We start from the raw sequence: 22,989 nt of genomic DNA, 5'->3' as shown, positions 1-22,989 counted from the left end.
CAGCGGGTGCGCGAGCGCCTGCTGGATCGCATGCGCCGCCACGCGACCGGGAGCCCGCTGAACGTTGCGGTGGAACTGGCGCCGGCGCCGTTGATGGATCCCGACGCCCCGGATCAGGCACGGGTGCTGCGCGTGGCGGATCCGGGGGCGCAGGTCCGGATCGATCCGGAGGCCTGGGCGCTGGAATCCGCCGGGGCGCGGATCATCGTGCTGGGCCATCCCTGCAGCTGGAGTCCGGAGCCGCAGGTGGTGGTCAACGAGGCGGCCCGAGTGCTGGAGCCCGAGGGGCATCTGTTCATGCTGGAGGCCAACCGGCTGCACGGCGATCCGGAAGCCGGGCTGCGCCCGTCCCCGCTGCCCGAGGGACTGCGCAGCGTACGCTATCGGGGGATGCTGGCGGCCGCCGGCCTGGAAGTGCTGGAGCAATGGAACCTCAGCGTGCTGCCGCCCGGCCTGCCGGTGGCCTGGCAGCGCCGGCTGGCACGCCTGGACCGCTGGGCTCTGCGTGGACTTCCCCCGCTGGCCGGGGTCATTCTGACCATCGCGCACAAGCGGGTGGAGGAGCCCCTGCGGCCGGCACGAGCGCTGCGCTTCGCGCCGCCGACGGGTGCTCCCGGCGTGGCCGTTTCGCGCGTATCATGCGCCGGCGAACGCGGCCGAACGAGGGACGGCAATGAGTGACGACGACGAGCGGGTGTACATCTATACCGACGGCGCCTGCCGCGGCAACCCCGGTCCCGGCGGCTGGGGGGCGGTGCTGCGCTACCGTGGGCACGAGCGCGAGCTGTACGGCAGCGAGGCCGAGACCACCAACAACCGCATGGAGCTGACCGCGGCCATCCGCGCGCTGGAGACCCTGCAGCGACCCTGCCGGGTGGAGCTGGTGACCGACTCCAAGTATGTGAAGCAGGGCGTGACCGAATGGCTGCCCGGCTGGAAACGGCGCAACTGGCGCTCGGCCAGCGGCCAGCCGGTGAAGAACCGGGACCTGTGGGAAGCCCTGGATGCCGAGGCGGCGCGCCATTCCATCGAGTGGTACTGGGTCCGCGGCCACAGCGGGCACCCGGAGAACGAACGCGCCGACGAGCTGGCGAATGCCGGCATCGACGAACTCCTGAGCGGGGCGGCCAGCTGAGCCATCCGCGGGACGACCGAACCGAAGGGAACGCAACATGCGCCAGATCGTGCTGGACACCGAGACCACCGGCCTGGAACCGGCGGACGGGCACCGCATCATCGAGATCGGCTGTCTGGAGGTGGACAATCGCCGGCCGACCGGCCGGGTGTGGCATCACTTCATTCAGCCGGATCGTGAGATCGATGCCGGTGCGGTGGCGGTGCACGGGATCGACAACGAGTTTCTCGCGGACAAGCCGCGTTTCGCCGACCTGGCGGGGGAATTCGTGGAGTTCGTGCGCGGGGCGGAACTGGTGATTCACAACGCCCCGTTCGACATCGGCTTTCTCGATCACGAGCTGGCGCTGCTGGGCGAGCGGGCGCCGGCGACTTCCATCGGCGAGATCTGCGGGGTGCTGGATTCGCTGGTGCTGGCGCGGCGCATGCATCCGGGCAGCCGCAATTCGCTGGATGCGCTGTGCAAGCGCTACGGGGTGGATGCCTCGGACCGGACGCTGCACGGCGCGCTGCTGGACGCGGAGCTGCTGGCCGATGTCTATCTGGCGATGACCGGCGGGCAGGTGAGCCTGACCCTGGACAGCGACAGCGAGCAGGATACTGGGGATCAGGCGCCGGCGCGGGCACGGCGTTCGGGGCAGCCCCTGCCGGTCGTGGAACCGTCGGCGGAAGAGGCGGCCGCCCATGCCGAGCTGCTGGCAGTGCTGGACGAGGCGGCCGGGGGTGCCTGTCGCTGGCGCGCGGCCCGCGAGTGAGCCCGCATCAGCCGTTCTTCATGATGCGCGCGCGTTCGCGCTGCCAGTCCTTTTCCTTCTTGTCGGCGCGCTTGTCGTAGGCCTTCTTGCCCTTGGCCAGGCCGATCTCCACCTTGGCCCGGCCGCGTTTCCAGTACAGGGCCAGCGGGACCAGGGTGAAGCCGCGGCGTTCCACCGCACCAATCAGTCGGTTGATCTCGGAGCGGTGCAGCAGGAGCTTGCGCGTGCGGCTCGGATCCGGGTTGATGTGCGTGGAGGCGGTGGGCAGCGGGGTAAAGTGGGCGCCGAACAGGTACGCCTCGCCGTTGCGCAGCAGGACATAGGCCTCGCTGATCTGTGCGCGGCCGGCCCGCAGCGACTTGACCTCCCAGCCCTCGAGGGCCAGCCCGGCTTCCAGCCGGTCCTCGATGTGGTAGTCGTGACGCGCGCGGCGGTTGAGCGCGATGGTACTGGAGCCGTCTCCGGCGGTTTTCTTCTTCTTGCCCATGGGGGCGGAGTGTACTCCAGGCGTCAACGGCGGGCATCCATGGACCGGCACTCAGTTGAGTGCCGGCCGGCCTTGGCTCACAATCCACGGGCAAAAACACGGAGATCCGCATGCCACCCACCGCATCGATCCATGGTCAATGGACCACCCGCCTGGCCTTCATCCTCGCGGCGACGGGCTCGGCCGTCGGGCTCGGGAACATCTGGCGTTTTCCCTACATCGCCGGCGAGAACGGCGGTGGCGCCTTCGTGCTGGTGTATCTGGGCTGCATATTGCTCATCGGCCTGCCGGTGATGATCGCCGAGATCATGCTCGGCCGGCGCGGGCGGCAGTCACCGATCAATACCATGACCAGCCTGTCGCGCGAGGAAGGGGTCTCGGTCGGCTGGGTCTCGATCGGCTGGATCGGCGTGGTGACCGGCTTCCTGATCCTGTCGTTCTATTCGGTGGTCGCGGGCTGGGCCCTGTCGTATATCTTCAAGAGCGGGGCCGGCGGCTTTGTCGGCCTGGACGCCGGGGGTTCCGAGGCGATGTTCGACGGCATGCTGGCCTCCCCCGAGGCGCTGCTGGCCTGGCACACCATCTTCATGGTGATGGTGGGCATCGTGGTTGCGCGCGGGGTGCAGTCGGGGCTGGAGAAGGCCGTGACCATCCTGATGCCGCTGCTGTTCGTGATGCTGCTGGTGATGGTCGGCTATGCGGTGGTGCAGGGCAACTTCGCCGAGGGTCTGGCGTTCATGCTGGCGCCGGACTTCTCCGAGTTGTCCGCCAACGCGGTGCTGCTGGCCATGGGGCAGGCCTTCTTTACCCTGAGCCTGGGCATGGGCGCAATCATGATCTACGGCAGCTATCTGCAGAGCGACGCCTCCATCCCGCGCACCGCCGGGGTGGTCGTGGGGGCGGATACCCTGGTCGCGATCGTGGCCGGGCTGGCGATCTTCCCGATCGTGCTGGGCGCCGGGCTGTCGCCGGGCGAGGGGCCGGGGCTGATCTTCGTGACCTTGCCGCTGGCCTTCGGCGAGATGCCCGGCGGGCTGATCTTCGGGACGGTGTTCTTCATCCTGTTGAGCTTCGCGGCCTGGACCTCGGCGATCTCGATCGCCGAGCCGGCGGTGGCCTGGCTGGTGGAAACCGTGGGCATGACGCGGGTGGCTGCGACCACGGTGCTGGCGATCGCGGCCTGGACCCTGGGGATCGCAGCGCTGCTGTCGCTCAACGTCTGGTCGGACTACACCCTGTTCGACATGGGCGTGCTCGATTTCCTCGACTACCTGACCGCGAATATCCTGCTGCCGCTGGGCGGATTCCTGATCGCGCTGTTCGCCGGCTGGCGCATGACCCGCGGGTCGGTGAGTGCGGAGCTGGCGATGCGCTCCCCGGCGCTGTTCGGGCTGTGGTACTTCCTGGTGCGCTTCGTCGCGCCGGTCGCGATCCTGCTGGTGTTCCTGCGTGCGGTGGAGCTGATCTGATGGGCTCGAAGATCCAGCGTTCGGCCGACGTGCCGTATTCGCGCGAGCAGATGTTCGACCTGGTGGACGACATCGACTCTTACCCGGAATTCCTGCCGGGCTGTCGCAGCGCGTCCGCACGCAACCGCAGCGAGAACCAGGTGGAGGGCACGATCGAGCTCGCCAAGGGAGCGCTGCACAAGTCGTTCACCACCCGCAACACCCTGCGGCGGCCGGAGTCCATCGACATCCGTCTGGTGAAGGGGCCGTTCCAGCGCCTGCACGGCACCTGGCGCTTCACCGAGCTGGAGGGCGGCGGCACGCGCATTTCGCTGGAGCTGGAATTCGAGTTCGCCAGCCGGCTGATGTCGTTCGCGATCGGCCCGGTGTTCCACCAGATCGCCAACTCCCTGGTGGACGCCTTCGTCCGCCGCGCGCAGGAGGTGCACGGGAATGGCTGAGGCAGACGATGGTGGCGAGGGGCCGATGACGGTCGAGGTCGCCTATGCGCGGCCCGACCGTCAGGTGATCCTGTCGCTGGAGGTCTCGCCCGGAACGACCGTCGAGCAGGCGCTGCGCCAGTCCGAGATCGACCGGCAGTTTCCGGAGATCGATCTGGACAATGCGAAGGTGGGGATCTTCGGCAAGATTACCCGCCGCGATACCGTGCTGCGGCCGCGCGACCGGGTGGAGATTTACCGCCCGCTGATCGCCGACCCGAAAGAGGTGCGGCGCCAGCGTGCCGGCAAGGGCAAGACGAAAGAAAAGGGCGGGGAGGCGTGACCCCGGTGACGCCGCCCGCCCGTCTCCCTCAGTCGTCCATGTCCACCGGGTGGTCCTCCAGGGCGACCGGCTGCGGCACGTCGGAGTCGATGTAGGCGACCACGCCGTCCTGGAAATACACGCTCACGCGCTGGCGTTCGGTGGGGCCGATCCCCGGACGCCGGTAATAGACATAGTCCCAGCGGTCCTCGCTCTTGAAGGCCGCGTCCAGTTGCGGCGTCCCCAGCAGGAAACGCACCTGGCCGGGCGTCATGCCGGGCTGGACTCGCGCCACGTCGGTGGCGTCGATCACGTTGCCCTGCTGCACGTCGAGACGGAACTGGTTAAAGCCACTGCACGCGGTAAGCGTGCTTGCGGCGACCGCGATAGTAATGAGAATCTTGTACATCGAGCGCGCGGGACCTTGAACGAGTCTGGAAACGCGCATGGTACACCAAAGCATCCGGTGGCTCTCAATGCCCGGAGCCCGACGCGATGCAGGGATCGTGCATGGAAACGAGCAATCTCAAGAAGGCCGGTCTGAAAGTCACGCTGCCGCGGATGAAGATCCTGGAGATCCTGGATCAGTCGGAGACGCGGCATCTCACGGCCGAGGCGATCTACCGCGAGCTGCTGGATTCCGGCGAGGAGATCGGCCTGGCCACGGTGTATCGCGTGCTTACGCAGTTCGAGGCCGCCGGCCTGGTCTGCCGGCTCCATCTGGAGGGCAACCAGGCGGTGTTCGAGCTGGAGCGCGGCGGCCACCACGACCACATCGTCTGCAACCAGTGCGGGCGGGTCGAGGAGTTCTACGACGAGACCATCGAACAGCGTCAGCAGCAGATCGCCTCGGACTACGGGTTCTCGATCCGGGATCATGCCCTGGTCCTGTACGGCGACTGCAGCGACGAGGCCTGCCCCCGCCGCCCCGCCTGAACCCTCTCCCCACCGGGCTTCGCCGGGGGAGTCGTCTCAGTCCCCGGGCGTTTGCAGCAGCTCCCGTGCGTGGGCGCGGCTGCTCTCGGTGAGGGCACTGCCGCCGATCAGGCGGGCCAGGGCGTCTACCCGGTCTTCGTGATCGAGACGCCGGATGCCGGTGCGGGTGTGATCCTCGGCCGTGGTCTTGGCCACTTCCAGCTGATGATGGGCCTGTGCGGCGACCTGCGCGAGATGGGTGACGCACAGCACCTGATGGCGTTCCCCCAGCCGCCGCAGCTTGCGCCCGACGACCTCGGCCACCGCGCCGCTGATGCCCGAATCGACCTCGTCGAAGATCAGGGTGGGCACGGTCTGTTGCTGGCTCGCGAGCACCTGCAGGGCCAGGCCGATACGCGACAGTTCGCCGCCCGATGCCACCCGGGCCAGCGGCTGCGGGGTCTGGCCGGGGTTGGCGGCGACGCGGAATTCCACCCGGTCGGCGCCATGGGCGCGCGGTTCGTCGTCGGGTTCCACGGCGATCTCGAAACGTCCGCCGGCCATGCCCAGTTCCTGCATGGTCTCGGTGACAGCGGTCTCGATGCGCCGCGCGGCCTGCTCGCGTGCGCGGGTGAGTTTCGCCGCGGCGTCTTCCAGCGCGCTGCGCGCCTGCGTGGCCCGGGCCTCCAGTTCTTCGACCGTCCGGTCGCCGGATTCCAGGTGCTCGAGTTCGTCCTGCAGCCGTTGATGCAGCCCGGGGAGTTCCTCCGGTTCGACCCGGTGCTTGCGCGCCAGACGCAGGTACTCCCCCAGTCGCGCATCCAGTTCCGCCAGGCGCTGCGGGTCGGGGTCGATGTCCTCGGCCAGCCGGCGCAGGGTGTCCCCGGCCTCGTCGATCTGGATGCGGGCCGACTCCAGCAGCTCGATCCCGGGCTGCAGGCGGTCGTCATGGCGGGCCGCCTCCTGCAGCCGGTGCAGCATCTGGCCGAGCAGGGCATCCAGCCCGTTGTCCTCGCCGATGGTGTCGTCGGCCGCCTGGAGGGCCTGCAGGACCTCGGTGCCATGCGCCAGCCGGCTCTGTTCGGTGGAGAGCTCGGGGTATTCGTCGGGCTCCGGCGCCAGTTCGGCCAGTTCGCCGGTCTGAAAGCGCAGCAGGTCCAGCCGGTCGCCGGCCTCGGCCAGTTCCGCACGGGCCTTTTCCAGGGCGCTGCGGACCTCGCGCCATTGCTGGAAGGCGGTAGACACCGCATGGCACAGGGGCGCCTCGACAAAGCCGTCCAGCCAGGCCCGCTGGGTATCGCGCCCGAGCAGCTGCTGATGGGCATGCTGCCCGTGGATGTCGACCAGCCACTGGCCCAGTTCCCGCAGCTGGGTAACGGTTGCGGGGCGCCCGTTGATCCAGGCGCGGCTCTTGCCCTGGCGCGTCAGCACGCGGCGCAGCAGGAGCGGGTCGCCGTCCTCGCCGGCCAGACCGGCCTCGGCGAGCCAGGCATGCGCCGGGCTGTTGTCCGGCAGTTCGCATTCGGCGCCCAGCTCGGCCTGTTCGGCGCCCTCGCGCACCATGGAGGCGTCGGCGCGGTCGCCCAGCAGCAGGCCGACCACGTCAACCAGGATGGACTTGCCCGCCCCGGTCTCGCCGGTCAGGGCGTTGAGGCCGTCGTCGAGCTCGAGTTCGAGTTCGTCGACGATGGCGAAATCGCGGATGTGGATCAGGCGCAGCATGTCAGGGCTGTTCTCCCCAGCGCAGCTTGGAACGCAGCATGCGCAGGAACTGGTGATTGTGCGGGTGGATCAGGGTCATGCCGTATTCCCGGCGGCGGATGCGCAGGCGGTCGCCGGGCCCGAAGTCGACGTTCTCCTGACCGTCCAGCGCGACCTGTGCCGGCGAGCGGCTGTCGGGGGACAGCTGGATCTCGATGACCGAATCACCGCCCACCACCAGCGGGCGGTGGTTCAGGCTGTGCGGCGCGACCGGGACGATCACCATGCCGTCCATCTGCGGGGTGAGGATGGGGCCGCCGGCCGACAGGGCGTAGGCGGTGGAGCCGGTGGGCGTGGCCACCACCAGCCCGTCGGCCCGCAGGCGCCCGACGTCCACGCCATCGATGGTGGTGTCGAACTCGATGATGCGCACCACGCTGAGTACGTGCAGCACGGCATCGTTGACCGCGACCCCGGTGTGCACGGTCACGCCGTCGCGCAACACTTCGGCCTCCAGCATGGAGCGCGGTTCCAGCACGTAGGCGCCGTCCAGGACCTCCCCCAGTTCCTCCGGCGCGGTATCGGGGGATACGTCGACCAGGAAGCCCAGGCGGCCGAGATTGATCCCCAGCAGCGGCGTGCCGATCCCGGCGGTGACCCGGGCGGTCGCCAGCAGGGTGCCGTCGCCGCCGATCACGATCAGCAGGTCGGCTTCGCGCGCCAGCTCGCCGACCGGCCGGATCGGTACGTCGGCCGGGCGCTGGAAGCCCTCGATGTCGGCCTCCATCAGTATGTGTCGCTCGCGCTCGCACAGCAGCTGTACCAGCCGCTCCACCAGCGGAGCGGTGCGCGGGTCGTTGGCCTTGCCGATCAGGCCGACGGTCTTGAACTCTGGCATCATGCCGGCATTATCCGGAAAACGGGGCGGTCCTGCACGCGGCCGCTTGACGGCGGGGCGCGGTCCCCGAACACTTGGACGGTTGTGGCACTCGTCCGGAAGGAGCGCTGACAGAAACATGAACGACTCGTCGATTCAGCTGGATGCCCGCGAGCGGACCCTGCTGCGGACGCTGATCGAGAGCTATATCAGCGACGGTCAGCCGGTGGGGTCCCGCAACCTCGCGCGCGCCTCGGGCCTCAAGGTGAGCGCCGCGACGGTGCGCAACGTGATGGCCGATCTCGAGGATCGTGGCCTGATCCAGGCGCCGCACACCTCGGCCGGGCGGGTTCCGACCACCGCCGGCTACCGGCTGTTCGTCGACAGCCTGCTGGAGGTGCGCAAGCCCAGTCGCGAGCAGATCGATGCGATCGAATCGCGCTTCGATCCCGGCGCCTCCACCCAGGACCTGCTGGACAGCGCCAGCAGCGTGCTGTCCCAGGTGACGCGCATGGCCGGGATGGTGCGGCTGCCGCGGCATCGCAACGTCGCGTTGTCGCAGATCGAGTTCCTGCGGCTGGGCGAGGGCCGGGTGCTGGCGATCCTGGTGATCGACGGCCGCGAGGTGCAGAATCGCGTCCTCGAACTGGAGCGGGACTTCAGTCAGGACGACCTGCAGCGCATGGCCAATTATCTCAACGCGCATCTCGCGGGGAAGAGCCTGCATACGGTGCGCGCCGAACTCCTGCGGGAAATGCGCGAGGTGCGCGACGACCTGGACGCGCAGATGCTCGCCGCCATCGACCTGGGCGAACAGGCGCTGGGCGACGAGGACCCCGACGATGTCGTCGTGGCCGGCCAGACCCAGCTGCTGGGCTACGAGGAGCTTTCCGACATGGAGCGCCTGCGGCAGCTGCTGGAAGCGTTCAACGAGAAGCGCGAGATCCTCGGCATCCTCGACCAGTGCATCCGCGGCGACCGGGTGCAGATCTTCATCGGCCGCGAGTCGGGTCTCGACTGGTTCGAGAACTGCTCGGTGGTGACCGCGCCCTACAGCGTGGAAGGCGAGGTGGTGGGTGTGCTGGGTGTGATCGGCCCGACGCGCATGTCCTACGACCGGGTCGTGCCCATCGTGGACGTCACCGCACGATTGCTGGGCTCGGCCTTGAATGTGCGCGGGGAATCCCCAGACTCCCAGTAAACACCGCGAAGGCGGGGCCGCGAGCCCCGCCTTCCTGCTTGTGCGCCGGCGACAGGCGGCGCCCGTCCGAACAACACTCGATACGAACGCGAGGGAAGCATGTCCGAACAGCCGGAATCCCGGGAAACCCCCGAAAACGAAGCGCAGGAGTCGCCCTCCCCCGAGGAACAGGAAGCGGCCGCGGCGGCCGGCGAGGCCGATCGCATCCAGGAGCTGGAGGCGCTGGCCGAGGAGCGGCGCGACCAGGCCCTGCGCGCGCAGGCCGAGCTGGAGAACCAGCGCCGGCGCTTCGAACGCGAGCTGGAGAACGCGCACAAGTATGCGATGGAGAAATTCGCCTCCGAGATGCTGGAGGTCTGTGATTCCCTGGAGATGGGGCTGCAGGCCGCGCGCGAGTCGCAGGACGTGGACCGCGTCATCGAGGGCGTGGACCTGACCCTCAAGAACCTGCACAAGGTCTTCGACAAGTTCGGCATCCAGGCCGAGGAGCCCACCGGCGAGCGTTTCGATCCGGAGCGCCATCAGGCGATGTCGATGCAGGAGGATCCCGAGCAGCCGCCGAACACCGTGGTCGCGACCATGCAGAAGGGTTACATGCTGCAGGACCGAGTCCTGCGTCCGGCGATGGTCATGGTCTCGAAGGCGCCCAGTTCCCCGGGCATCGACGAGAACGCCTGACCACTCGCCGGTCACGAATTCCGGCCGGGGCGGTTGAAAAGGCCGCCACGGCCCCCAGATCACCGTACAAACGGGCAGGGGCGTCCCCTGTGCCGCGAACTTTCAATTTCAGGAGAATTCAGCCATGGGCAAGATGATCGGAATCGACCTCGGGACCACCAACTCCTGCGTCGCCGTGATGGAAGGCGACCAGGCCAAGGTCATCGAGAACGCCGAGGGCGCGCGCACCACGCCGTCCATCGTCGCGTTCAGTGAAGATGGCGAGGTGCTGGTCGGCCAGGCCGCCAAACGCCAGGCGGTGACCAACCCGCACAACACCATCTTTGCGGCCAAGCGACTGATCGGCCGCAAGTTTGACGAGGGCGAAGTGCAGAAGGACATCGACCTCGTCTCCTACAGCATCGTCAAGGCCGACAACGGCGACGCCTGGGTCGAGGTGCAGGGCAAGAAGATGGCCCCGCCGGAGATCTCCGCGCGCGTGCTGCAGAAGATGAAGAAGACCGCCGAGGATTACCTCGGGGAAGAGGTGACCGAAGCGGTCATCACCGTGCCGGCCTACTTCAACGACTCGCAGCGCCAGGCGACCAAGGACGCCGGCAAGATCGCCGGGCTGGAGGTCAAGCGCATCATCAACGAGCCGACGGCCGCCTCGCTGGCCTACGGCATGGACAAGCAGCGCGGTGACCGCAAGATCGCGGTGTACGACCTGGGCGGTGGTACCTTCGACATCTCGATCATCGAGATCGCCGAGGTGGACGGCGAGCACCAGTTCGAGGTGCTGGCGACCAACGGTGATACCTTCCTCGGCGGCGAGGACTTCGACAATCGCCTGATCGACTACCTGGCCGACGAGTTCAAGAAGGACCAGGGCATCGACATCAAGGGCGATCCGCTGGCCATGCAGCGCGTGAAGGAAGCCGCCGAGAAGGCGAAGATCGAGCTGTCCTCCGCGCAGCAGACCGAGGTCAACCTGCCGTACATCACGGCCGACAATACCGGGCCCAAGCACCTGGCGATCAAGGTCACCCGGGCCAAACTGGAGAGCCTGGTCGAGGACCTGATCCAGCGCTCCATCGAGCCCTGCAAGGTCGCCCTGAAGGACGCCGGCCTGTCCGCCTCCGAGGTGGACGACGTGATCCTGGTCGGCGGTCAGACCCGCATGCCCAAGGTGCAGGAAGCGGTCTCCGGCTTCTTCGGCAAGGATGCGCGCAAGGACGTGAACCCGGACGAGGCGGTCGCGGTCGGCGCCGCGGTGCAGGCCGGCGTGCTGGGCGGCGACGTCAAGGACGTGCTGCTGCTGGACGTGACCCCGCTGTCGCTGGGCATCGAGACCATGGGCGGCGTGATGACCAAGCTGATCGAGAAGAACACCACCATCCCGACCCGGGCGCAGCAGGTGTTCTCCACCGCCGAAGACAACCAGACCGCGGTGACCGTGCACGTGCTGCAGGGCGAGCGCGACATGGCCAGCGCCAACAAGTCGCTGGGCCGCTTCGACCTGCAGGACATCCCGGCGGCGCCGCGCGGCGTGCCGCAGATCGAGGTCACCTTCGACATCGACTCCAACGGCATCCTGAACGTCTCGGCCAAGGACAAGGCGACCGGCAAGGAGAACAAGATCGTCATCAAGGCCTCCTCCGGCCTGTCCGAGGACGAAGTCGAGCAGATGGTCAAGGACGCCGAGGCCCACGCCGAAGAGGACAAGAAGTTCCAGCAGCTGGTGCAGGCGCGCAACCAGGCCGATGCCATGGTGCACTCCGCCGAGAAGTCGCTCAGTGATCTGGGCGATCAGGTCTCCGACGAGGAACGCTCCGAGATCGAGTCGGCGGTGAGCGAGGTCAAGACCGCGATGGAAGGCGACGACGCCGAGGCCATCGAGCAGGCCACGCAGAAGCTGACCGAAGCCTCCGGCAAGATCGCCGAGAAGGCCTACGCGCAGCAGGGCGGTGACGCCGGGGCGGCCGATGCCTCCGGGGAAGCCGGTGGCCAGCAGCAGGGCGACGACGTGGTCGACGCCGAGTTCGAGGAAGTCGACGACAACGACAAGAAGAACGGCTGATCCGCCGTGGCCGGCCGGCCACGCGCCGGCCGGTTTCCCTTGCCAGCCACCACGCCCGGGCCCGCGCATGCGCGAACCCGGGCGCTTTCGTTCCCGGCAACGGCTGAACGCCCCGGACCATCCGCAGGAAAACGATCATGGCAAAACGCGATTACTACGAGGTGCTGGGGGTGTCGAAGGACGCCTCCGCCGCCGACATCAAGAAGGCCTTTCGCCGTCTGGCGATGAAGTATCACCCCGACCGCAACCCCGGGGATGAAGATGCCGAGGCCCGTTTCAAGGAGGCCCGCGAGGCCCACGACGTCCTCAGCGACGACCAGAAACGGGCGGCCTACGACCGCTACGGCCACGCCGGCGTGGACGGTTCGGCCGCCGGCGGCTTCGGCGGCGGTGCCGGAGGGTCCAACTTCAGCGACATCTTCGAGGACATCTTCGGCGACATCTTTGGTGGCGGCGGCGGTCGCGGCGGGCAGCGCGCCTACCGCGGCTCCGATCTGCAGTACAACCTCGAGCTGACGCTGGAGGAAGCGGTGTTCGGCACGGAGGTGCAGATCCGCATTCCCACGACCAGCAGCTGCGAGGCCTGTGACGGCTCGGGCGCGGAACCGGGCACCTCCACCGAAACCTGCCCGACCTGTAATGGCATGGGGCAGGTCCGCATCCAGCAGGGATTCTTCTCGGTGCAGCAGACCTGCCCGCGCTGCCAGGGAAGTGGACGCATCATCCCCACGCCCTGCAAGGCCTGCGGCGGTCAGGGCCGGGTGCAGGAGCAGAGCACCCTGGACGTCAAGGTCCCTGCCGGAGTGGACACCGGCGACCGCATCCGCCTGTCCGGACAGGGCGAGGCGGGCCTCAACGGCGGCCCGCCGGGGGACCTCTACGTGCAGGTGCGGGTCAAGCCGCACCAGCTGTTCCGCCGCGATGGCAACGACCTGCACTGCGAGGTCCCGATTTCCTTCGCCACCGCCGCGCTGGGCGGCGAGCTGGAGGTGCCGGCGCTGGACGGCCGGGTGAACCTCAAGATCCCGCCGGAGACCCAGAGCGGCAAGCAGTTCCGGGTCAGCGGCAAGGGCGTGAAATCGGTGCACGGCGGCGGCGTGGGTGACCTGATCTGTCGCGTGGTGGTGGAGACGCCGGTCAACCTGACCAAACGGCAGAAGGATCTGTTGCAGGAGTTCGAGGAAGAGACCCGGGCCGGCGGCACCAAGCACAGCCCCAAGGAACACTCCTTCTTCGACGGGGTGCGCTCGTTCTTCGACGACCTGAAGTTCTGGTCGAAATAGGGCCGGGAGCCGGCCCCGAGCGCGTCAGACGGACTCGAAGTCGAAGTCCGGCTCGGGCATCGGGGCCTGCAGGAAGAAGCCCTGCACGAGGTTGACGTTCAGGCCGTACAGCACGGCCAGCGCCGAGGCATCCTCGATGTGGGGGACGATGACCTGCTTGCCCTTGGCGTGGGCGGCCTCGGTGTATTCGCGGATCGTCTCCTGGTTTTCCTCGCTTTCGGCAAGGTCTTTCACGAACGAGGCGTCCAGCTTGATGTGGTCGGCATCCAGGTGCTGCAGCAGCTGGAACGGCTTGAGGCCGTTGCCGAAATCGTCCACGCACAAGTGACCGTGCATTTCCTTCAGCCCGCGGCCCACGTTCATCGCCGGCTTGAGATGGGTGACGATGGTCGGTTCCTTGAGTTCCACCACCACGTTGTCCGCGGGGATGCGCAGGGCGTGCAGGTCGTCGTTCAGCCAGGTCAGGACGGACGGGTCGCCCAGCGAACCGTTGGTCAGCTTGAGGAAGAACTGCGTGCGCGAGTCCTTCTTCAGCTGCCGGGCCAGCACCGCCAGGGCATGGCGCAGGATCCAGCGGTCGATCCGGGTCGCCACTTCGGTGCGTTCGGCGCTGGGCAGGAATTCCACCGGCTCGTGTACCGTGCCGTCGGGATCCAGCAGGCGCACGAACACGCTGTAACGCGGACGGTCGGCGCCGTGCAGGTTGACCACCGGCTGATAGCGCAGCTCCAGACGGTTCTCCTCCAGCGCCTCGAGTATGCGGTTCTTCCATTGCTGATCCAGCTGCGCCTGGGTCAGCTCGCCCTCGGCGGGGCGGTAGAAGCGATGGGTGCCGCCACCGGCCTTCACCGCGTCCTCTAGGGCACGGTCGGTCTGCGCCAGCAGTTCCTCGGTATCCGGCGCGGTCTCGTCGGCGATGACCCCGCCGGCCGAAACGCTGCCATGGGTGGACAGCGTGCCCACCTCGAACACCCGCGAGGCGATGGCCTCCTGCAGTGCATCCAGGCGTTCTTCCGCGGCGGCCTGCTGGGCTTCGGGCAGCAGCACACCGAAGCGTTCGGCCTCCAGCCGTGCGACCACCGCGGTTTCCGGGAAATGGCTCTCGATGATCTGGCCGACGTCGGCCAGCATCAGGTCGGCCCCGGACATCCCGGCGTTGGCGCGGATTTCGGGGAAATGGTCCACCGCCACGGTCAGCAGGGCGAAGGGCTTTTCGGTTTCCGCGGCCCGGGTGCGCGTGGTTTCGATGGCGTCCTGGAAGTACTGTCGGTTGTACAGGCCGGTGACCAGGTCGCGCTGTGACAGATAGTCGATCTTCTGCGCCAGCTCCTTGTCTTCGCCGGAGCTGAGCTGGACCTGGGTCGCGGCCTCGCCTTCCACGGTCGTGGAGGACAGGTGCAGCTCCGCCTCGAAGGCCTCGCCGTCCATCGTGCGCAACTGGAAACGTTGCGCCATGGCCTCCTCGCTGCCCTCCTGGTAGCTGCGCAGGAAGCGCTTGAGGTCGTCGCGGCTCTCCGGCGCGACCAGATCCATCAGCGGAAGGCCCTCGATGTCGTCGGGATCGTCAACGCCGAAGCGTTCGCGCCAGGAGGCGTTGGCGTACACATGCATGCCGTCATGGATGTAGGCGATGGCGTCGCGCGAGTTGTCCAGCAGCAGCTGGCTGCGCCGCTCGGACTCCTGCAGCGAGTTCTCCATGCGCTTGATCTGCTGGCGCACATGCAGCGAGTCGGCCGCACGCAGGGTCAGGATCGCGGTGAGCTCCACCAGCTGATGGTCCACCACGGCGAATACACCGGCCTCGTAGTCGGGCAGGCGTTCCTCCTCCGGGCGTTCCGTCATCAGGACCAGGGGGGTGCGGCGGCCACTGGCCTGCAGGGCCGCATCCACGTCGCTGCGCGCCAGATTCAGCCCGGGTTCGGTGAAGACGACGACGTCGAAGCGGGTTTCCCGCAGCGCCGCGGTCAGGCCCTCGCCGTCATCGACCTGCTCCGGGCGAACCGCGCAGCCACGCGACCGGATACTGCTGATGACCTGCTCCGCCAGGTTGGGGTTGGCGGTCACGAAGAGGACGCGAATGGATTCGATCATGGAAGTGGGGGTACTCGGTTAATGCGGGTCCAGGGAGAGCGCATCTCCCGCATCCGGGGTTCCCGGCTCGTCGGTCGGGGCTTCATCCAGCTCGATATCGGTCATGCGGCAGCCGACTTCGGTGAACAGTGTAGTGCCCGTGCGCTCTGCGTCCAGCGCCAGTACGCGTGCGCGGCCGTTGAGCCAGACGACCAGACGATTTTCGTGATCGAATTCCTGTGCCGGCAGGAACAGCGCCGCTCCGTCCTGGCCCACGCGCACCGGCGTGAACAGGCCCGGCCGGGCCTCGCGAATCGCACGACCGGCGCGGAAGAGCTGGATCAGTACCGGCATGCAGCGCTGTGCAAGGTACTCCACGCCAATGCTGATCTCGTCGTCGGTTTCGAAACGGATCCAGCGCAGCACGCCGACGGTCCAGCCGATCTGTTCCGGGTCCTGTTCCCGCAGTCCGACCAGGTCGCCGATCAACAGGGTCTGTTGCGGGTTCTGCAGGCGCAGACGAACCCCGCCCGCGCCAATGTCCTCGACCTGCCAGTGCTCGGGCTGCTGACGCTTGACGATGGGGGCCTGCGGCTCTTCGTGGTCGGCGATCTCGAGACCACGACCGACATCTTCCCATGCGTGTCCGGCGCGGTCGGTGCCACGGTCGGCCAGCGGACGGGGGTCATCGTCGGGCTCCGTCGCATGCGGTTCGTCGGACAGGCTGAGGCCGCTGTCGGCACGCGCGGCCTCCGACATCCGGATGACGTTCACGGTGGCCGGCCGCCCGTCCGGGTGAACGTCGTCGTCACCGGTGTCGGGGACCGCGGCGTCGGTCGGGGCAGGGCGTGCGGGGCCCTTGCGGCTGTCCAGCGCGGCCTGCATGTAGGCCTGGATGCGGGTTAGGCCGAACAGGCAGTAGCGCTGTTCGTCGGCGGTCTCGCGCGAGTGGCGACGGGTCGGCAGCCGCGACCACAGGCGCAGCATGCGCTCGGCCAGCGTGCGACCGTCGGCCCGGCGTGCGGGGTCCAGCGATTCGGGCTGGTTGCGCAGGGCCTCCAGCAGGGTCCCGAGTTCGACATGGGTGCTGCTTTCGCCGGGCGGCAGGTTGCGCAGGACCAGACCGGGCGGGTGGTCGGTGTCCAAATCCGCGCGCAGGACCGGGAGGTCCGGGTGTTCTTCGGGGCTCGGGGCTTCGCTGCAGGCGACCGGGAGGCCGGCGATCCAGTGGGCCAGGAGGTCGATGTCGCCGATTTCCAGGGCATTCACGCCGGTGCTGCCAAGCACGAACAGGCGTGCCGTGGTGGCATCGATCGAATCCGGGCCGAGCGGGCTGATCGCGGTCTGGCGCAGGGCCTTTTGCCGATCCACTCCCAGCTCGCGGGCGAACCACAGCAGACCGTAGATCTGTCGCCACAGGCCCCGAGGAAGCGGCTGATACAGCCGCCAGTGATGGATGGCCAGCGCGGCCAGGGCATCCACGGCGGCCTGCAGGTGCGGGGTGGCCTTCTCGCGCGAGGCCTTGTTGCCGGGCACGCTGACCGGGGTCAGCAGCAGATGCATGTTCGCCAGTTCGCGCAGCGCGTCACCGAAGATCCGGGCGCGGTGCAGGCTGCGTTCGGCCAGCGGCAGTGGCCGCCGGCGCAGCCCGCGTTCCACCTCCGGGATCAGGGGCAGCAGGTGTTCTTCGATGATGTCCGCGAGTTCGTCGCGCACACCGGGCTTGAGGGCGACCCGGTTGAGCGAGCCGAGCAGGCCACAGAGTTTTTCGAACGCCGTCTCGCGGTCGGCGCGGGGCAGCTCCTCGCACCAGGCCCGCAGCGCCCTGGCCGTGTGCGGCGGGAACCCCTCGGGGCTGGGTTCCGCCTCGGGAAGGGGAGGGAAAACGGCATCCGAATCGATCATGGTCTGTTCCGGAAAGTGGGAAGATCCCCTGAAGGTACCCGATCAAAAGTCAGGGTAAAAGTCGGGGAATGACGTTTCGCCGTCAGCCGGTATTCCGGCGATCGGGGTTTTGCCCGGTTCACCGGCGATTTCGCGCACCCGGCGGGGGAGCAGGTAGCCCGGGAGTCGGCGGTGCATTTCCCGGTAAATGGCGGCGGCGCGGTCTGGAGGCACCTCGAAGTGCGCGGTGCCGCGGGTGCGGTCCAGGCAGTGCAGGTAATACGGCAGCACGCCGTGGCGAAAACCGCTCTCCTGCAGTTCGACCAGGGTGTCGGCGTCGTCGTTGACCCCGGCCAGCAGCACGGCCTGGTTGAGCAGGGTGATGCCGCTCGCCCGCAGGCGTTCCAGCGCGCGATCGGCCGGGGCCGCGAATTCGCGCGGGTGGTTGGCATGCAACACCACCACGTGCTGCAGGCGCCCCTGCCCCAGCCAGCCCAGCAGGGCGTCGTCGACCCGCTCCGGCAGCACCACCGGCAGGCGGGTGTGGATGCGCAGGCGTTCGAGGTGGGGAATGGCTTCCAGACGCGCCACCAGACGCGCCAGCCGGGTGTCGGACTGGCTCAGGGGGTCGCCGCCGCTGAGGATGACCTCGTGGATGTCCGGGTGCGCCGCCAGATAGGCCAGTGCCGGGCCCCAGTCGTCGCGCGCCGGGTTGTGGTCGGCGTAGTCGAACTCGCGCCGGAAGCAGTAGCGACAGTGGATGGCGCAGGCCCCGGTGGTCAGCAGCAGGGCGCGACCGGCGTACTTGTGCACCACGCCCGGCGCGGCCAGCGCGTCATGGTCGCCGACCGGGTCGGCGACGAAGCCGGGCACCTCGTCGGTCTCTTCCGCCAGCGGAAGCACCTGGCGCAGCAGTGGATCCTTCGGTTCGCCGGGCATGATGCGGGCGAGCCAGCTCTCCGGTACCCGGATCGGGAAGCTGGCGTGTCCGGCCTGCATCCCGGGCAGGTGCTCCGGGGCGAGGGACAGGCGCCGGGCGAGGGTGGCCGGGTCGCGGATCGCGGTAGCCAGCGAGTGTTGCCAGCGGGGCGTATGGGTTGCCGGCGGCGTACGCGTTATCATGATCGGATTTTTGGGCATGGTCGGTTCCCGGCGGGACGGCCGGCCCGCGTCGTTTGAACGGCTGGAAGAACTGGCTGGAAACCTTCGAGGACTACGCGCAATGGCAACCTACAGTACCAACGAATTCAAGGGCGGTCTCAAACTCCTGCTGGACGGCGACCCGATGTCCATCGTCGAGAACGAGTTCGTCAAGCCGGGCAAGGGGCAGGCCTTCAACCGCGTGAAGCTGCGCAACCTGCGCACCGGGCGCGTGGTGGAGAAGACCTTCAAGTCGGGCGAGTCGGTGGAAGCCGCCGACGTGCTCGAGACCGAGATGCAGTATCTCTACAACGACGGCGAGTTCTGGCACTTCATGACCCCGGAGAGCTTCGAGCAGTATGCGGTGAGCAAGGCCGCACTCAATGGCTCCGACCAGTGGCTGAAGGAACAGGACATGTGCACCGTGACCCTGTGGAACGGCGAGCCGCTGTCGGTGGAGGCCCCGTCCTTCGTCGAGCTGCAGATCACCCAGTGCGACCCGGGCATCCGCGGCGACACCGCCCAGGGCGGCACCAAGCCGGCCACGCTGGAGACCGGCGCAGTGGTCAAGGTGCCGCTGTTCGTCGAGGAGGGTGAAACCATCAAGGTGGACACCCGCAAGGGTGAATACGTCTCGCGCGTCTGAACCGGCGTTCGTGTCGGACTGGCGGCCGCGGGCCGCCGGGGCCCGCGTGGCCCGGGCCCGCCTGCTGGCCGAACTGCGGGGCTTCTTTACGCGCCGCGGCGTGCTGGAGGTGGAGACCCCGATCCTCGGTCGGGGCACGGTCCTCGACCCCGCCATGGAGAGCTGGCACGCGCAGGCCGGCGATGGCGCCGGCGGGCGCATGGAGGGCTGGCTGCAGACCTCGCCGGAATACCCGATGAAGCGCCTGCTGGCGGACGGGGCGGGCGACATCTACCAGATCGCCCGGGTGTTTCGCGGCGGTGAAAGCGGCGTTCGCCACAACCCCGAGTTCAGCCTGCTGGAATGGTATCGCCTCGGGCTCGACGACCGGACGCTGGCCGACGAGGTGGTGACCCTGCTGCAGGAGATCTCGGCGGCGGACCCGGCCTGGCACGTGCCGGACCCGGAGCCGCGGGTGGTGGCCTATCCGGATCTGCTGCACGAGGCGCTGGGCGTCGACGCGCTGAACGACGACGCGGCGCGCCTGCAGGCCGTCGCCGCGCAGCGCGGCCTGACCGTCCACGGCGAACTGGACCGCGACGCCTGGCTGGATGCTTTGGTGTCTCTGTGCGTGGTGCCCGGGTTTCCGCCCGGTCGGGTCACTATCCTGCACGACTACCCCGAGAGTCAGGCGATCCTCGCCCGGCGCAGCCGCGAGCGTCCCGGCTGCGCCGCGCGCTTCGAGGTCTACTGGGGCGACCTGGAACTGGCCAACGGCTATTTCGAGCTGACCGATCCGGCGGAATTCCGCCGGCGCCGCGAGCAGGACCGGGCGCGACGGCGTGCGCGCGGGCAGCCGGAACCCGCGGCCGATCCGTTCCTGGAGGCTGCGCTGGAAGCGGGACTGCCCGACTGCGCCGGGGTGGCGCTGGGAGTGGACCGCCTGCTGATGCGCCTGCTGGGCGAGGACGATATCCGGCGGGTGATCGATTTCCCCTGGGGATGCGCCTGAAGCGCCCGCGGCGGCGGCTCAGTCCCGGTCGGTGTAACGCCCCAGGGCGCTGCGCACCCGCACCTCGGTTTCGGGCGTCAGCGCCGGGTCCAGTTCCAGCGGCCCCGGGGGCAGCAGCAGGACCACCGACGATCCCAGGTTGAAGCGGCCCATCTCCGCGCCGCGCTCCAGTGCGATGTCGCGCTCCGGCCAGGTCACGCAGCTGGCCTCGCGCGCCGAGGGCGGCGTGATCTCCCCGGCCCACACGGTCTCGATCGAGCCCACGTTCTGGGCGCCGATCAGTGCCATCGCCATGGGGCCGAAGCGGGTGTCGAACAGCGCCACCACGCGTTCGTTGCGGGCGTAGATGCGCGGCACGTGGCGCACGATGCGCGGCGCCACCGAGAACAGCCGCCCGGGGACATGGATCGCGTGGGTCAGGGTGCCGTCCAGCGGCATGTGCAGGCGGTGGTAGTGGCGCGGGGACAGATACAGCGTGACGAAATGCCCGTCGCGAAACGGCACCGCGAGGTCGTTCTCGCCGCCCAGCAGTTCTTCCACCGAATAGTCGTGCCCCTTGGCCTGGAAGATGCGCCCGGCCTCGATGCGCCCGCTGGCGCTGACCCGTGCATCCGCCGGGCTGACCATGGTGGCGGCGTCGCCCTCCAGCGGGCGTACCCCGTCGCGCAGGGCGCGGGTGAACAGGGCGTTGAAGCTGGGGTAGGCGGCGATGTCCGGCTCCGCGGCCTCGCTCATGTCCAGCCCGAAGCGCCGGACGAAGGCACGCAGCAGCGGCTGCGCGCGCGGGGACTCGATGCGGGCCAGCCGGTGCACCAGCCGCGACAGGGCGTGATGGGGCAGGGCGCGGGACAGGCGGGCAAGCCAGGGATCGACGGCGCTCATGGGGTTCTCGTGGCGTGGGATCGGGTGCATGATGCCGCTCCCAGTTTATCATGACGACCCTTCAACCCTTCCCGGAGTGTGAAAATGGAACCCGGTACCGGTCTGCTCACCCTGCGCGACTTCATTCGCTACGGCGCGTCGCAGTTCCGCGCGGCGGGACTGGCCTTCGGGCACGGCACCGACAATGCCTTCGACGAGGCGGCCTGGCTGACCCTGCACGCGCTGCATCTGCCGCTGGACCTCGAGGCCCACTGGTGGGACAGCCGGTTGACCGAGATGGAGCGCGAACGGGTCGAGGGCCTGCTGCGCGAGCGCATCCAGTCGCGCAAGCCGGCGGCCTATCTCACGCGCGAGGCGTGGTTCGCCGGGCTGCCCTTCCATGTCGACGAGCGGGTGCTGGTGCCGCGCTCGCCGTTCGCCGAGCTGATCGAGTCGGGGTTCGAGCCGTGGGTGGACCCGGACGGGGTGGAGCGCGTTCTGGATCTGGGCACCGGGGCGGGCTGCATCGGCATCGCCACCGCGCTGGTCTTCCCGCAGGCGCAGGTGGATCTGGCCGACATCTCGCCGGATGCCCTGGCGGTAGCGCGCGACAACGTGGCGCGCTTCGAGCTGGAGGGCCGCGTCCGGCTGGTGCAGAGCGACGTGTTCGAGGGGCTGGGTCCGGAGGATCGCTATGATCTGATCGTGACCAACCCGCCCTACGTGGACGCCCGCGACATGGCCGATCTGCCGGACGAATACCGCCACGAGCCGGAACTGGGCCTGGCGGCCGGGGACGACGGCCTCGACATTGTGCGGCGCATCCTGGACGGCGCACGGCGCCATCTGACCGACGACGGCGTGCTGATGGTGGAGGTGGGCAACAGCCAGGAGGCGGTGGAGGACGCGTTCCACGATATCCCGATGGTCTGGCTGGATTTCGCGGCCGGTGGCCACGGGGTGTTCGTGGTGCGGGCGCAGGACCTGCCCCCCGCCTGAGGCTCGCCTTCAGCACTGCTCCCAGGGCAGGCCGTGGTAGCGCCAGCCGCTCACGGTGGAACGGTGGTGCTGCTCGTCCAGCGGGCCCTCGAACCCCTCTTCGACCGAGTACACGTTGTGCACTCCGGACTGCAGCAGGGCCTCGGCGGCCGCCAGGGTGCGCTTGCCGCTGCGGCAGATCAGGTACACCGACGGGGCGTCCTCCGCGGTGTCCATGGCCCCGCCCAGCAGCAGCTTGCGCACCTGCGGCACGAAGTCCGGGTTCACCGTCCAGTCCGGTTCGTCGATCCACGGGATGTGGATCGCCCCGGCAGGGTGCCCCACGAACAGGAATTCCATGGTCGAGCGAACATCGACCAGCAGATCCCGGGGCCGTTCGCGCAGGCGCTCCCAGGCCTCCACCGGGTGGATGCGCGGGACGCCGGCGCCGGTGTCCGGCGAGTGTCCGTGCGGGTCGGAATGTTCGCTCATGTGATGGTCTCCGGTTGCAGGGTTACATGGCGAAGTCCAGCTCTTCCCGGATCGCCTCCATGCCTTCTTCCGCGCAGGCCCGGTCCAGATCGCCGCCCGGGGCGCCGGAGACCCCCACCGCACCGAGGACACGGCCGGCGGCCTCGATGAGGATGGCCCCGTCCAGCATCAGGATCCCGTCGACGTTGTTCATTTCGTCACGGATATCCTCGCGGTTGGCCACGAAGTCACCGGAGTCCAGGCCGGACATCACCGAGGCGCGGGCCTTGTCACCGGCGATCGAGATGGTCTGCGGTGCGGCCCGGTCGTCGCGCATGACGACGCGATCGTTGCCGCTGCGGTCCACCACCACGGCGCTGACCTGGTGTCCGTCGTCGCGGCAGGACTGCACGGTGGCCATCGCCAGCTCCTGGGCCAGGTCCAGGTTCAGGCTGGGCAGCTCGGTGTAGACGTCGGCCGCGGCCGAGCCGCCGAAGCCCAGCATCCCGCTCAGGACGGTGGCCAGGGCGGTGCGGCGGAGCGATTGCAGACGGGTCATGGAGAACTCCTTGCGGTTGAGTGACAGGAGCATAGACGAAAGGACGGCGACGCGGATTCCGGTGGTGGTACCCGGGTCGCTTCCATGGG

At 68.6% G+C, this 22,989-nt stretch carries 24 protein-coding genes; 14 read left to right on the top strand and 10 right to left on the bottom strand.

The window, feature by feature from the left end:
• The first annotated feature begins 6 nt into the window (after positions 1 to 6).
• Genes F790_RS0101930 through dnaQ form a run of 3 tightly spaced genes read left to right on the top strand, consistent with a single transcriptional unit; the run spans position 7 to position 1,889 of the window.
• Positions 7 to 681 (top strand): hypothetical protein, encoded by a 675-nt coding sequence (locus F790_RS0101930; protein ID WP_019589303.1) that lies wholly within the window; start codon positions 7 to 9, stop codon positions 679 to 681.
• Positions 674 to 1,135 (top strand): ribonuclease HI, encoded by a 462-nt coding sequence (gene rnhA, locus F790_RS0101925; protein ID WP_019021223.1) that lies wholly within the window; start codon positions 674 to 676, stop codon positions 1,133 to 1,135. The genes F790_RS0101930 and rnhA overlap by 8 nt, the downstream gene beginning before the upstream one ends.
• A gap of 37 nt (positions 1,136 to 1,172) precedes the next feature.
• On the top strand, positions 1,173 to 1,889 hold the full coding sequence (gene dnaQ / locus F790_RS0101920; protein ID WP_019589304.1) for a DNA polymerase III subunit epsilon: 717 nt from the start codon (positions 1,173 to 1,175) through the stop codon (positions 1,887 to 1,889).
• Positions 1,890 to 1,896: 7 nt separating this feature from the next.
• Here dnaQ and smpB read toward each other — a convergent pair whose 3' ends face one another.
• Complete coding sequence (gene smpB / locus F790_RS0101915) at positions 1,897 to 2,376, bottom strand: SsrA-binding protein SmpB (protein ID WP_018869997.1); 480 nt, start codon at positions 2,374 to 2,376, stop codon at positions 1,897 to 1,899.
• A 110-nt stretch (positions 2,377 to 2,486) separates the two neighbouring features.
• Between smpB and F790_RS0101910 the strand changes: the two genes are divergently transcribed.
• Genes F790_RS0101910 through F790_RS0101900 form a run of 3 tightly spaced genes read left to right on the top strand, consistent with a single transcriptional unit; the run spans position 2,487 to position 4,607 of the window.
• Positions 2,487 to 3,845: a sodium-dependent transporter gene (locus F790_RS0101910; RefSeq protein WP_019590705.1), complete on the top strand. Its 1,359-nt coding sequence runs from the start codon at positions 2,487 to 2,489 to the stop codon at positions 3,843 to 3,845.
• Positions 3,845 to 4,285, top strand: a complete 441-nt coding sequence (locus F790_RS0101905) for a type II toxin-antitoxin system RatA family toxin (protein WP_018869995.1) — start codon at positions 3,845 to 3,847, stop codon at positions 4,283 to 4,285. Before F790_RS0101910 ends, F790_RS0101905 begins: the two co-directional genes overlap by 1 nt.
• Positions 4,278 to 4,607: an RnfH family protein gene (locus tag F790_RS0101900; RefSeq protein WP_019589306.1), complete on the top strand. Its 330-nt coding sequence runs from the start codon at positions 4,278 to 4,280 to the stop codon at positions 4,605 to 4,607. Before F790_RS0101905 ends, F790_RS0101900 begins: the two co-directional genes overlap by 8 nt.
• Before the next feature lie 28 nt (positions 4,608 to 4,635).
• Here the strand turns inward: F790_RS0101900 and F790_RS0101895 are convergent, their stop codons facing one another.
• The gene (locus F790_RS0101895) at positions 4,636 to 4,995 is read right to left on the bottom strand and encodes an outer membrane protein assembly factor BamE (protein WP_018869993.1); all 360 of its coding nucleotides are present in this window, start codon (positions 4,993 to 4,995) and stop codon (positions 4,636 to 4,638) included.
• Positions 4,996 to 5,096: 101 nt separating this feature from the next.
• Here F790_RS0101895 and fur point away from each other — a divergent pair, with 101 nt between their 5' ends.
• Complete coding sequence (gene fur, locus F790_RS0101890; protein ID WP_019021218.1) at positions 5,097 to 5,522, top strand: ferric iron uptake transcriptional regulator; 426 nt, start codon at positions 5,097 to 5,099, stop codon at positions 5,520 to 5,522.
• Between the two features lie 36 nt (positions 5,523 to 5,558).
• Here fur and recN read toward each other — a convergent pair whose 3' ends face one another.
• Positions 5,559 to 7,223 (bottom strand): DNA repair protein RecN, encoded by a 1,665-nt coding sequence (gene recN / locus F790_RS0101885; protein WP_019590704.1) that lies wholly within the window; start codon positions 7,221 to 7,223, stop codon positions 5,559 to 5,561.
• Position 7,224: 1 nt separating this feature from the next.
• The gene (locus F790_RS0101880; RefSeq protein ID WP_019590703.1) at positions 7,225 to 8,103 is read right to left on the bottom strand and encodes an NAD(+) kinase; all 879 of its coding nucleotides are present in this window, start codon (positions 8,101 to 8,103) and stop codon (positions 7,225 to 7,227) included.
• A gap of 115 nt (positions 8,104 to 8,218) precedes the next feature.
• Between F790_RS0101880 and hrcA the strand changes: the two genes are divergently transcribed.
• The 4 genes from hrcA to dnaJ all read left to right on the top strand — a co-directional run bounded on the left by hrcA (position 8,219) and on the right by dnaJ (position 13,300).
• Entirely contained in the window at positions 8,219 to 9,280 is a 1,062-nt protein-coding gene (hrcA, locus tag F790_RS0101875; protein WP_018869989.1) for a heat-inducible transcriptional repressor HrcA, read from the top strand.
• Positions 9,281 to 9,379: 99 nt separating this feature from the next.
• Entirely contained in the window at positions 9,380 to 9,958 is a 579-nt protein-coding gene (grpE, locus tag F790_RS0101870; RefSeq protein WP_018869988.1) for a nucleotide exchange factor GrpE, read from the top strand.
• Between the two features lie 124 nt (positions 9,959 to 10,082).
• On the top strand, positions 10,083 to 12,017 hold the full coding sequence (dnaK, locus tag F790_RS0101865) for a molecular chaperone DnaK (RefSeq protein ID WP_018869987.1): 1,935 nt from the start codon (positions 10,083 to 10,085) through the stop codon (positions 12,015 to 12,017).
• A gap of 137 nt (positions 12,018 to 12,154) precedes the next feature.
• Positions 12,155 to 13,300, top strand: a complete 1,146-nt coding sequence (gene dnaJ, locus F790_RS0101860) for a molecular chaperone DnaJ (RefSeq protein ID WP_019021213.1) — start codon at positions 12,155 to 12,157, stop codon at positions 13,298 to 13,300.
• 24 nt (positions 13,301 to 13,324) lie between these two features.
• On the opposite strand, the gene F790_RS0101855 is transcribed toward dnaJ, so the two are convergent.
• From F790_RS0101855 to epmB, 3 genes are read right to left on the bottom strand one after another with little or no spacing between them, the layout of a single operon-like run.
• Entirely contained in the window at positions 13,325 to 15,391 is a 2,067-nt protein-coding gene (locus F790_RS0101855; protein ID WP_019590702.1) for a GGDEF domain-containing phosphodiesterase, read from the bottom strand.
• A gap of 18 nt (positions 15,392 to 15,409) precedes the next feature.
• Complete coding sequence (locus F790_RS0101850) at positions 15,410 to 17,275, bottom strand: hypothetical protein (protein WP_019590701.1); 1,866 nt, start codon at positions 17,273 to 17,275, stop codon at positions 15,410 to 15,412.
• A 42-nt stretch (positions 17,276 to 17,317) separates the two neighbouring features.
• On the bottom strand, positions 17,318 to 18,376 hold the full coding sequence (epmB, locus tag F790_RS0101845; protein WP_051081871.1) for an EF-P beta-lysylation protein EpmB: 1,059 nt from the start codon (positions 18,374 to 18,376) through the stop codon (positions 17,318 to 17,320).
• Between the two features lie 100 nt (positions 18,377 to 18,476).
• Between epmB and efp the strand changes: the two genes are divergently transcribed.
• Entirely contained in the window at positions 18,477 to 19,040 is a 564-nt protein-coding gene (efp, locus tag F790_RS0101840) for an elongation factor P (protein WP_019589311.1), read from the top strand.
• A 10-nt stretch (positions 19,041 to 19,050) separates the two neighbouring features.
• Positions 19,051 to 20,031, top strand: a complete 981-nt coding sequence (gene epmA, locus F790_RS0101835) for an EF-P lysine aminoacylase EpmA (protein ID WP_019590699.1) — start codon at positions 19,051 to 19,053, stop codon at positions 20,029 to 20,031.
• An 18-nt stretch (positions 20,032 to 20,049) separates the two neighbouring features.
• Here epmA and asd read toward each other — a convergent pair whose 3' ends face one another.
• Positions 20,050 to 20,913 carry an archaetidylserine decarboxylase gene (asd, locus tag F790_RS0101830; protein ID WP_019590698.1) on the bottom strand — a complete coding sequence of 288 codons (864 nt, stop codon included), beginning with the start codon at positions 20,911 to 20,913 and terminating at the stop codon, positions 20,050 to 20,052.
• An 84-nt stretch (positions 20,914 to 20,997) separates the two neighbouring features.
• On the opposite strand from asd, the gene prmB reads away from it, so the two are divergent.
• Positions 20,998 to 21,891, top strand: coding sequence for a 50S ribosomal protein L3 N(5)-glutamine methyltransferase (prmB, locus tag F790_RS0101825; RefSeq protein WP_019590697.1), 894 nt, complete (start codon positions 20,998 to 21,000; stop codon positions 21,889 to 21,891).
• Positions 21,892 to 21,900: 9 nt separating this feature from the next.
• Here prmB and F790_RS0101820 read toward each other — a convergent pair whose 3' ends face one another.
• Both F790_RS0101820 and F790_RS0101815 read right to left on the bottom strand, forming a co-directional pair.
• On the bottom strand, positions 21,901 to 22,362 hold the full coding sequence (locus F790_RS0101820) for a rhodanese-like domain-containing protein (protein WP_019590696.1): 462 nt from the start codon (positions 22,360 to 22,362) through the stop codon (positions 21,901 to 21,903).
• Positions 22,363 to 22,384: 22 nt separating this feature from the next.
• Entirely contained in the window at positions 22,385 to 22,933 is a 549-nt protein-coding gene (locus F790_RS0101815; RefSeq protein WP_019590695.1) for a heme-binding protein, read from the bottom strand.
• Positions 22,934 to 22,989 lie beyond the last annotated feature (56 nt).

The sequence above is a fragment of the Thioalkalivibrio sp. ALE20 genome, assembly GCF_000381405.1.
In the GTDB taxonomy this organism is placed as follows: Bacteria; Pseudomonadota; Gammaproteobacteria; order Ectothiorhodospirales; family Ectothiorhodospiraceae; genus Thioalkalivibrio.
This window is presented reverse-complemented; position numbering and strand designations above follow the sequence as displayed.

Excerpts from the sequence above, each read along its gene's own strand:
- rnhA (WP_019021223.1), top strand. The coding sequence starts at position 674 with ATGAGTGACGACGACGAGCGGGTGTACATCTATACCGACGGCGCCTGC.
- dnaQ (WP_019589304.1), top strand. The coding sequence starts at position 1,173 with ATGCGCCAGATCGTGCTGGACACCGAGACCACCGGCCTGGAACCGGCG.
- smpB (WP_018869997.1), bottom strand. The coding sequence starts at position 2,376 with ATGGGCAAGAAGAAGAAAACCGCCGGAGACGGCTCCAGTACCATCGCG.
- F790_RS0101910 (WP_019590705.1), top strand. The coding sequence starts at position 2,487 with ATGCCACCCACCGCATCGATCCATGGTCAATGGACCACCCGCCTGGCC.
- F790_RS0101905 (WP_018869995.1), top strand. The coding sequence starts at position 3,845 with ATGGGCTCGAAGATCCAGCGTTCGGCCGACGTGCCGTATTCGCGCGAG.
- F790_RS0101900 (WP_019589306.1), top strand. The coding sequence starts at position 4,278 with ATGGCTGAGGCAGACGATGGTGGCGAGGGGCCGATGACGGTCGAGGTC.
- F790_RS0101895 (WP_018869993.1), bottom strand. The coding sequence starts at position 4,995 with ATGTACAAGATTCTCATTACTATCGCGGTCGCCGCAAGCACGCTTACC.
- fur (WP_019021218.1), top strand. The coding sequence starts at position 5,097 with ATGGAAACGAGCAATCTCAAGAAGGCCGGTCTGAAAGTCACGCTGCCG.
- recN (WP_019590704.1), bottom strand. The coding sequence starts at position 7,223 with ATGCTGCGCCTGATCCACATCCGCGATTTCGCCATCGTCGACGAACTC.
- F790_RS0101880 (WP_019590703.1), bottom strand. The coding sequence starts at position 8,103 with ATGATGCCAGAGTTCAAGACCGTCGGCCTGATCGGCAAGGCCAACGAC.
- hrcA (WP_018869989.1), top strand. The coding sequence starts at position 8,219 with ATGAACGACTCGTCGATTCAGCTGGATGCCCGCGAGCGGACCCTGCTG.
- grpE (WP_018869988.1), top strand. The coding sequence starts at position 9,380 with ATGTCCGAACAGCCGGAATCCCGGGAAACCCCCGAAAACGAAGCGCAG.
- dnaK (WP_018869987.1), top strand. The coding sequence starts at position 10,083 with ATGGGCAAGATGATCGGAATCGACCTCGGGACCACCAACTCCTGCGTC.
- dnaJ (WP_019021213.1), top strand. The coding sequence starts at position 12,155 with ATGGCAAAACGCGATTACTACGAGGTGCTGGGGGTGTCGAAGGACGCC.
- F790_RS0101855 (WP_019590702.1), bottom strand. The coding sequence starts at position 15,391 with ATGATCGAATCCATTCGCGTCCTCTTCGTGACCGCCAACCCCAACCTG.
- F790_RS0101850 (WP_019590701.1), bottom strand. The coding sequence starts at position 17,275 with ATGATCGATTCGGATGCCGTTTTCCCTCCCCTTCCCGAGGCGGAACCC.
- epmB (WP_051081871.1), bottom strand. The coding sequence starts at position 18,376 with ATGATAACGCGTACGCCGCCGGCAACCCATACGCCCCGCTGGCAACAC.
- efp (WP_019589311.1), top strand. The coding sequence starts at position 18,477 with ATGGCAACCTACAGTACCAACGAATTCAAGGGCGGTCTCAAACTCCTG.
- asd (WP_019590698.1), bottom strand. The coding sequence starts at position 20,913 with ATGAGCGCCGTCGATCCCTGGCTTGCCCGCCTGTCCCGCGCCCTGCCC.
- prmB (WP_019590697.1), top strand. The coding sequence starts at position 20,998 with ATGGAACCCGGTACCGGTCTGCTCACCCTGCGCGACTTCATTCGCTAC.
- F790_RS0101820 (WP_019590696.1), bottom strand. The coding sequence starts at position 22,362 with ATGAGCGAACATTCCGACCCGCACGGACACTCGCCGGACACCGGCGCC.
- F790_RS0101815 (WP_019590695.1), bottom strand. The coding sequence starts at position 22,933 with ATGCTCCTGTCACTCAACCGCAAGGAGTTCTCCATGACCCGTCTGCAA.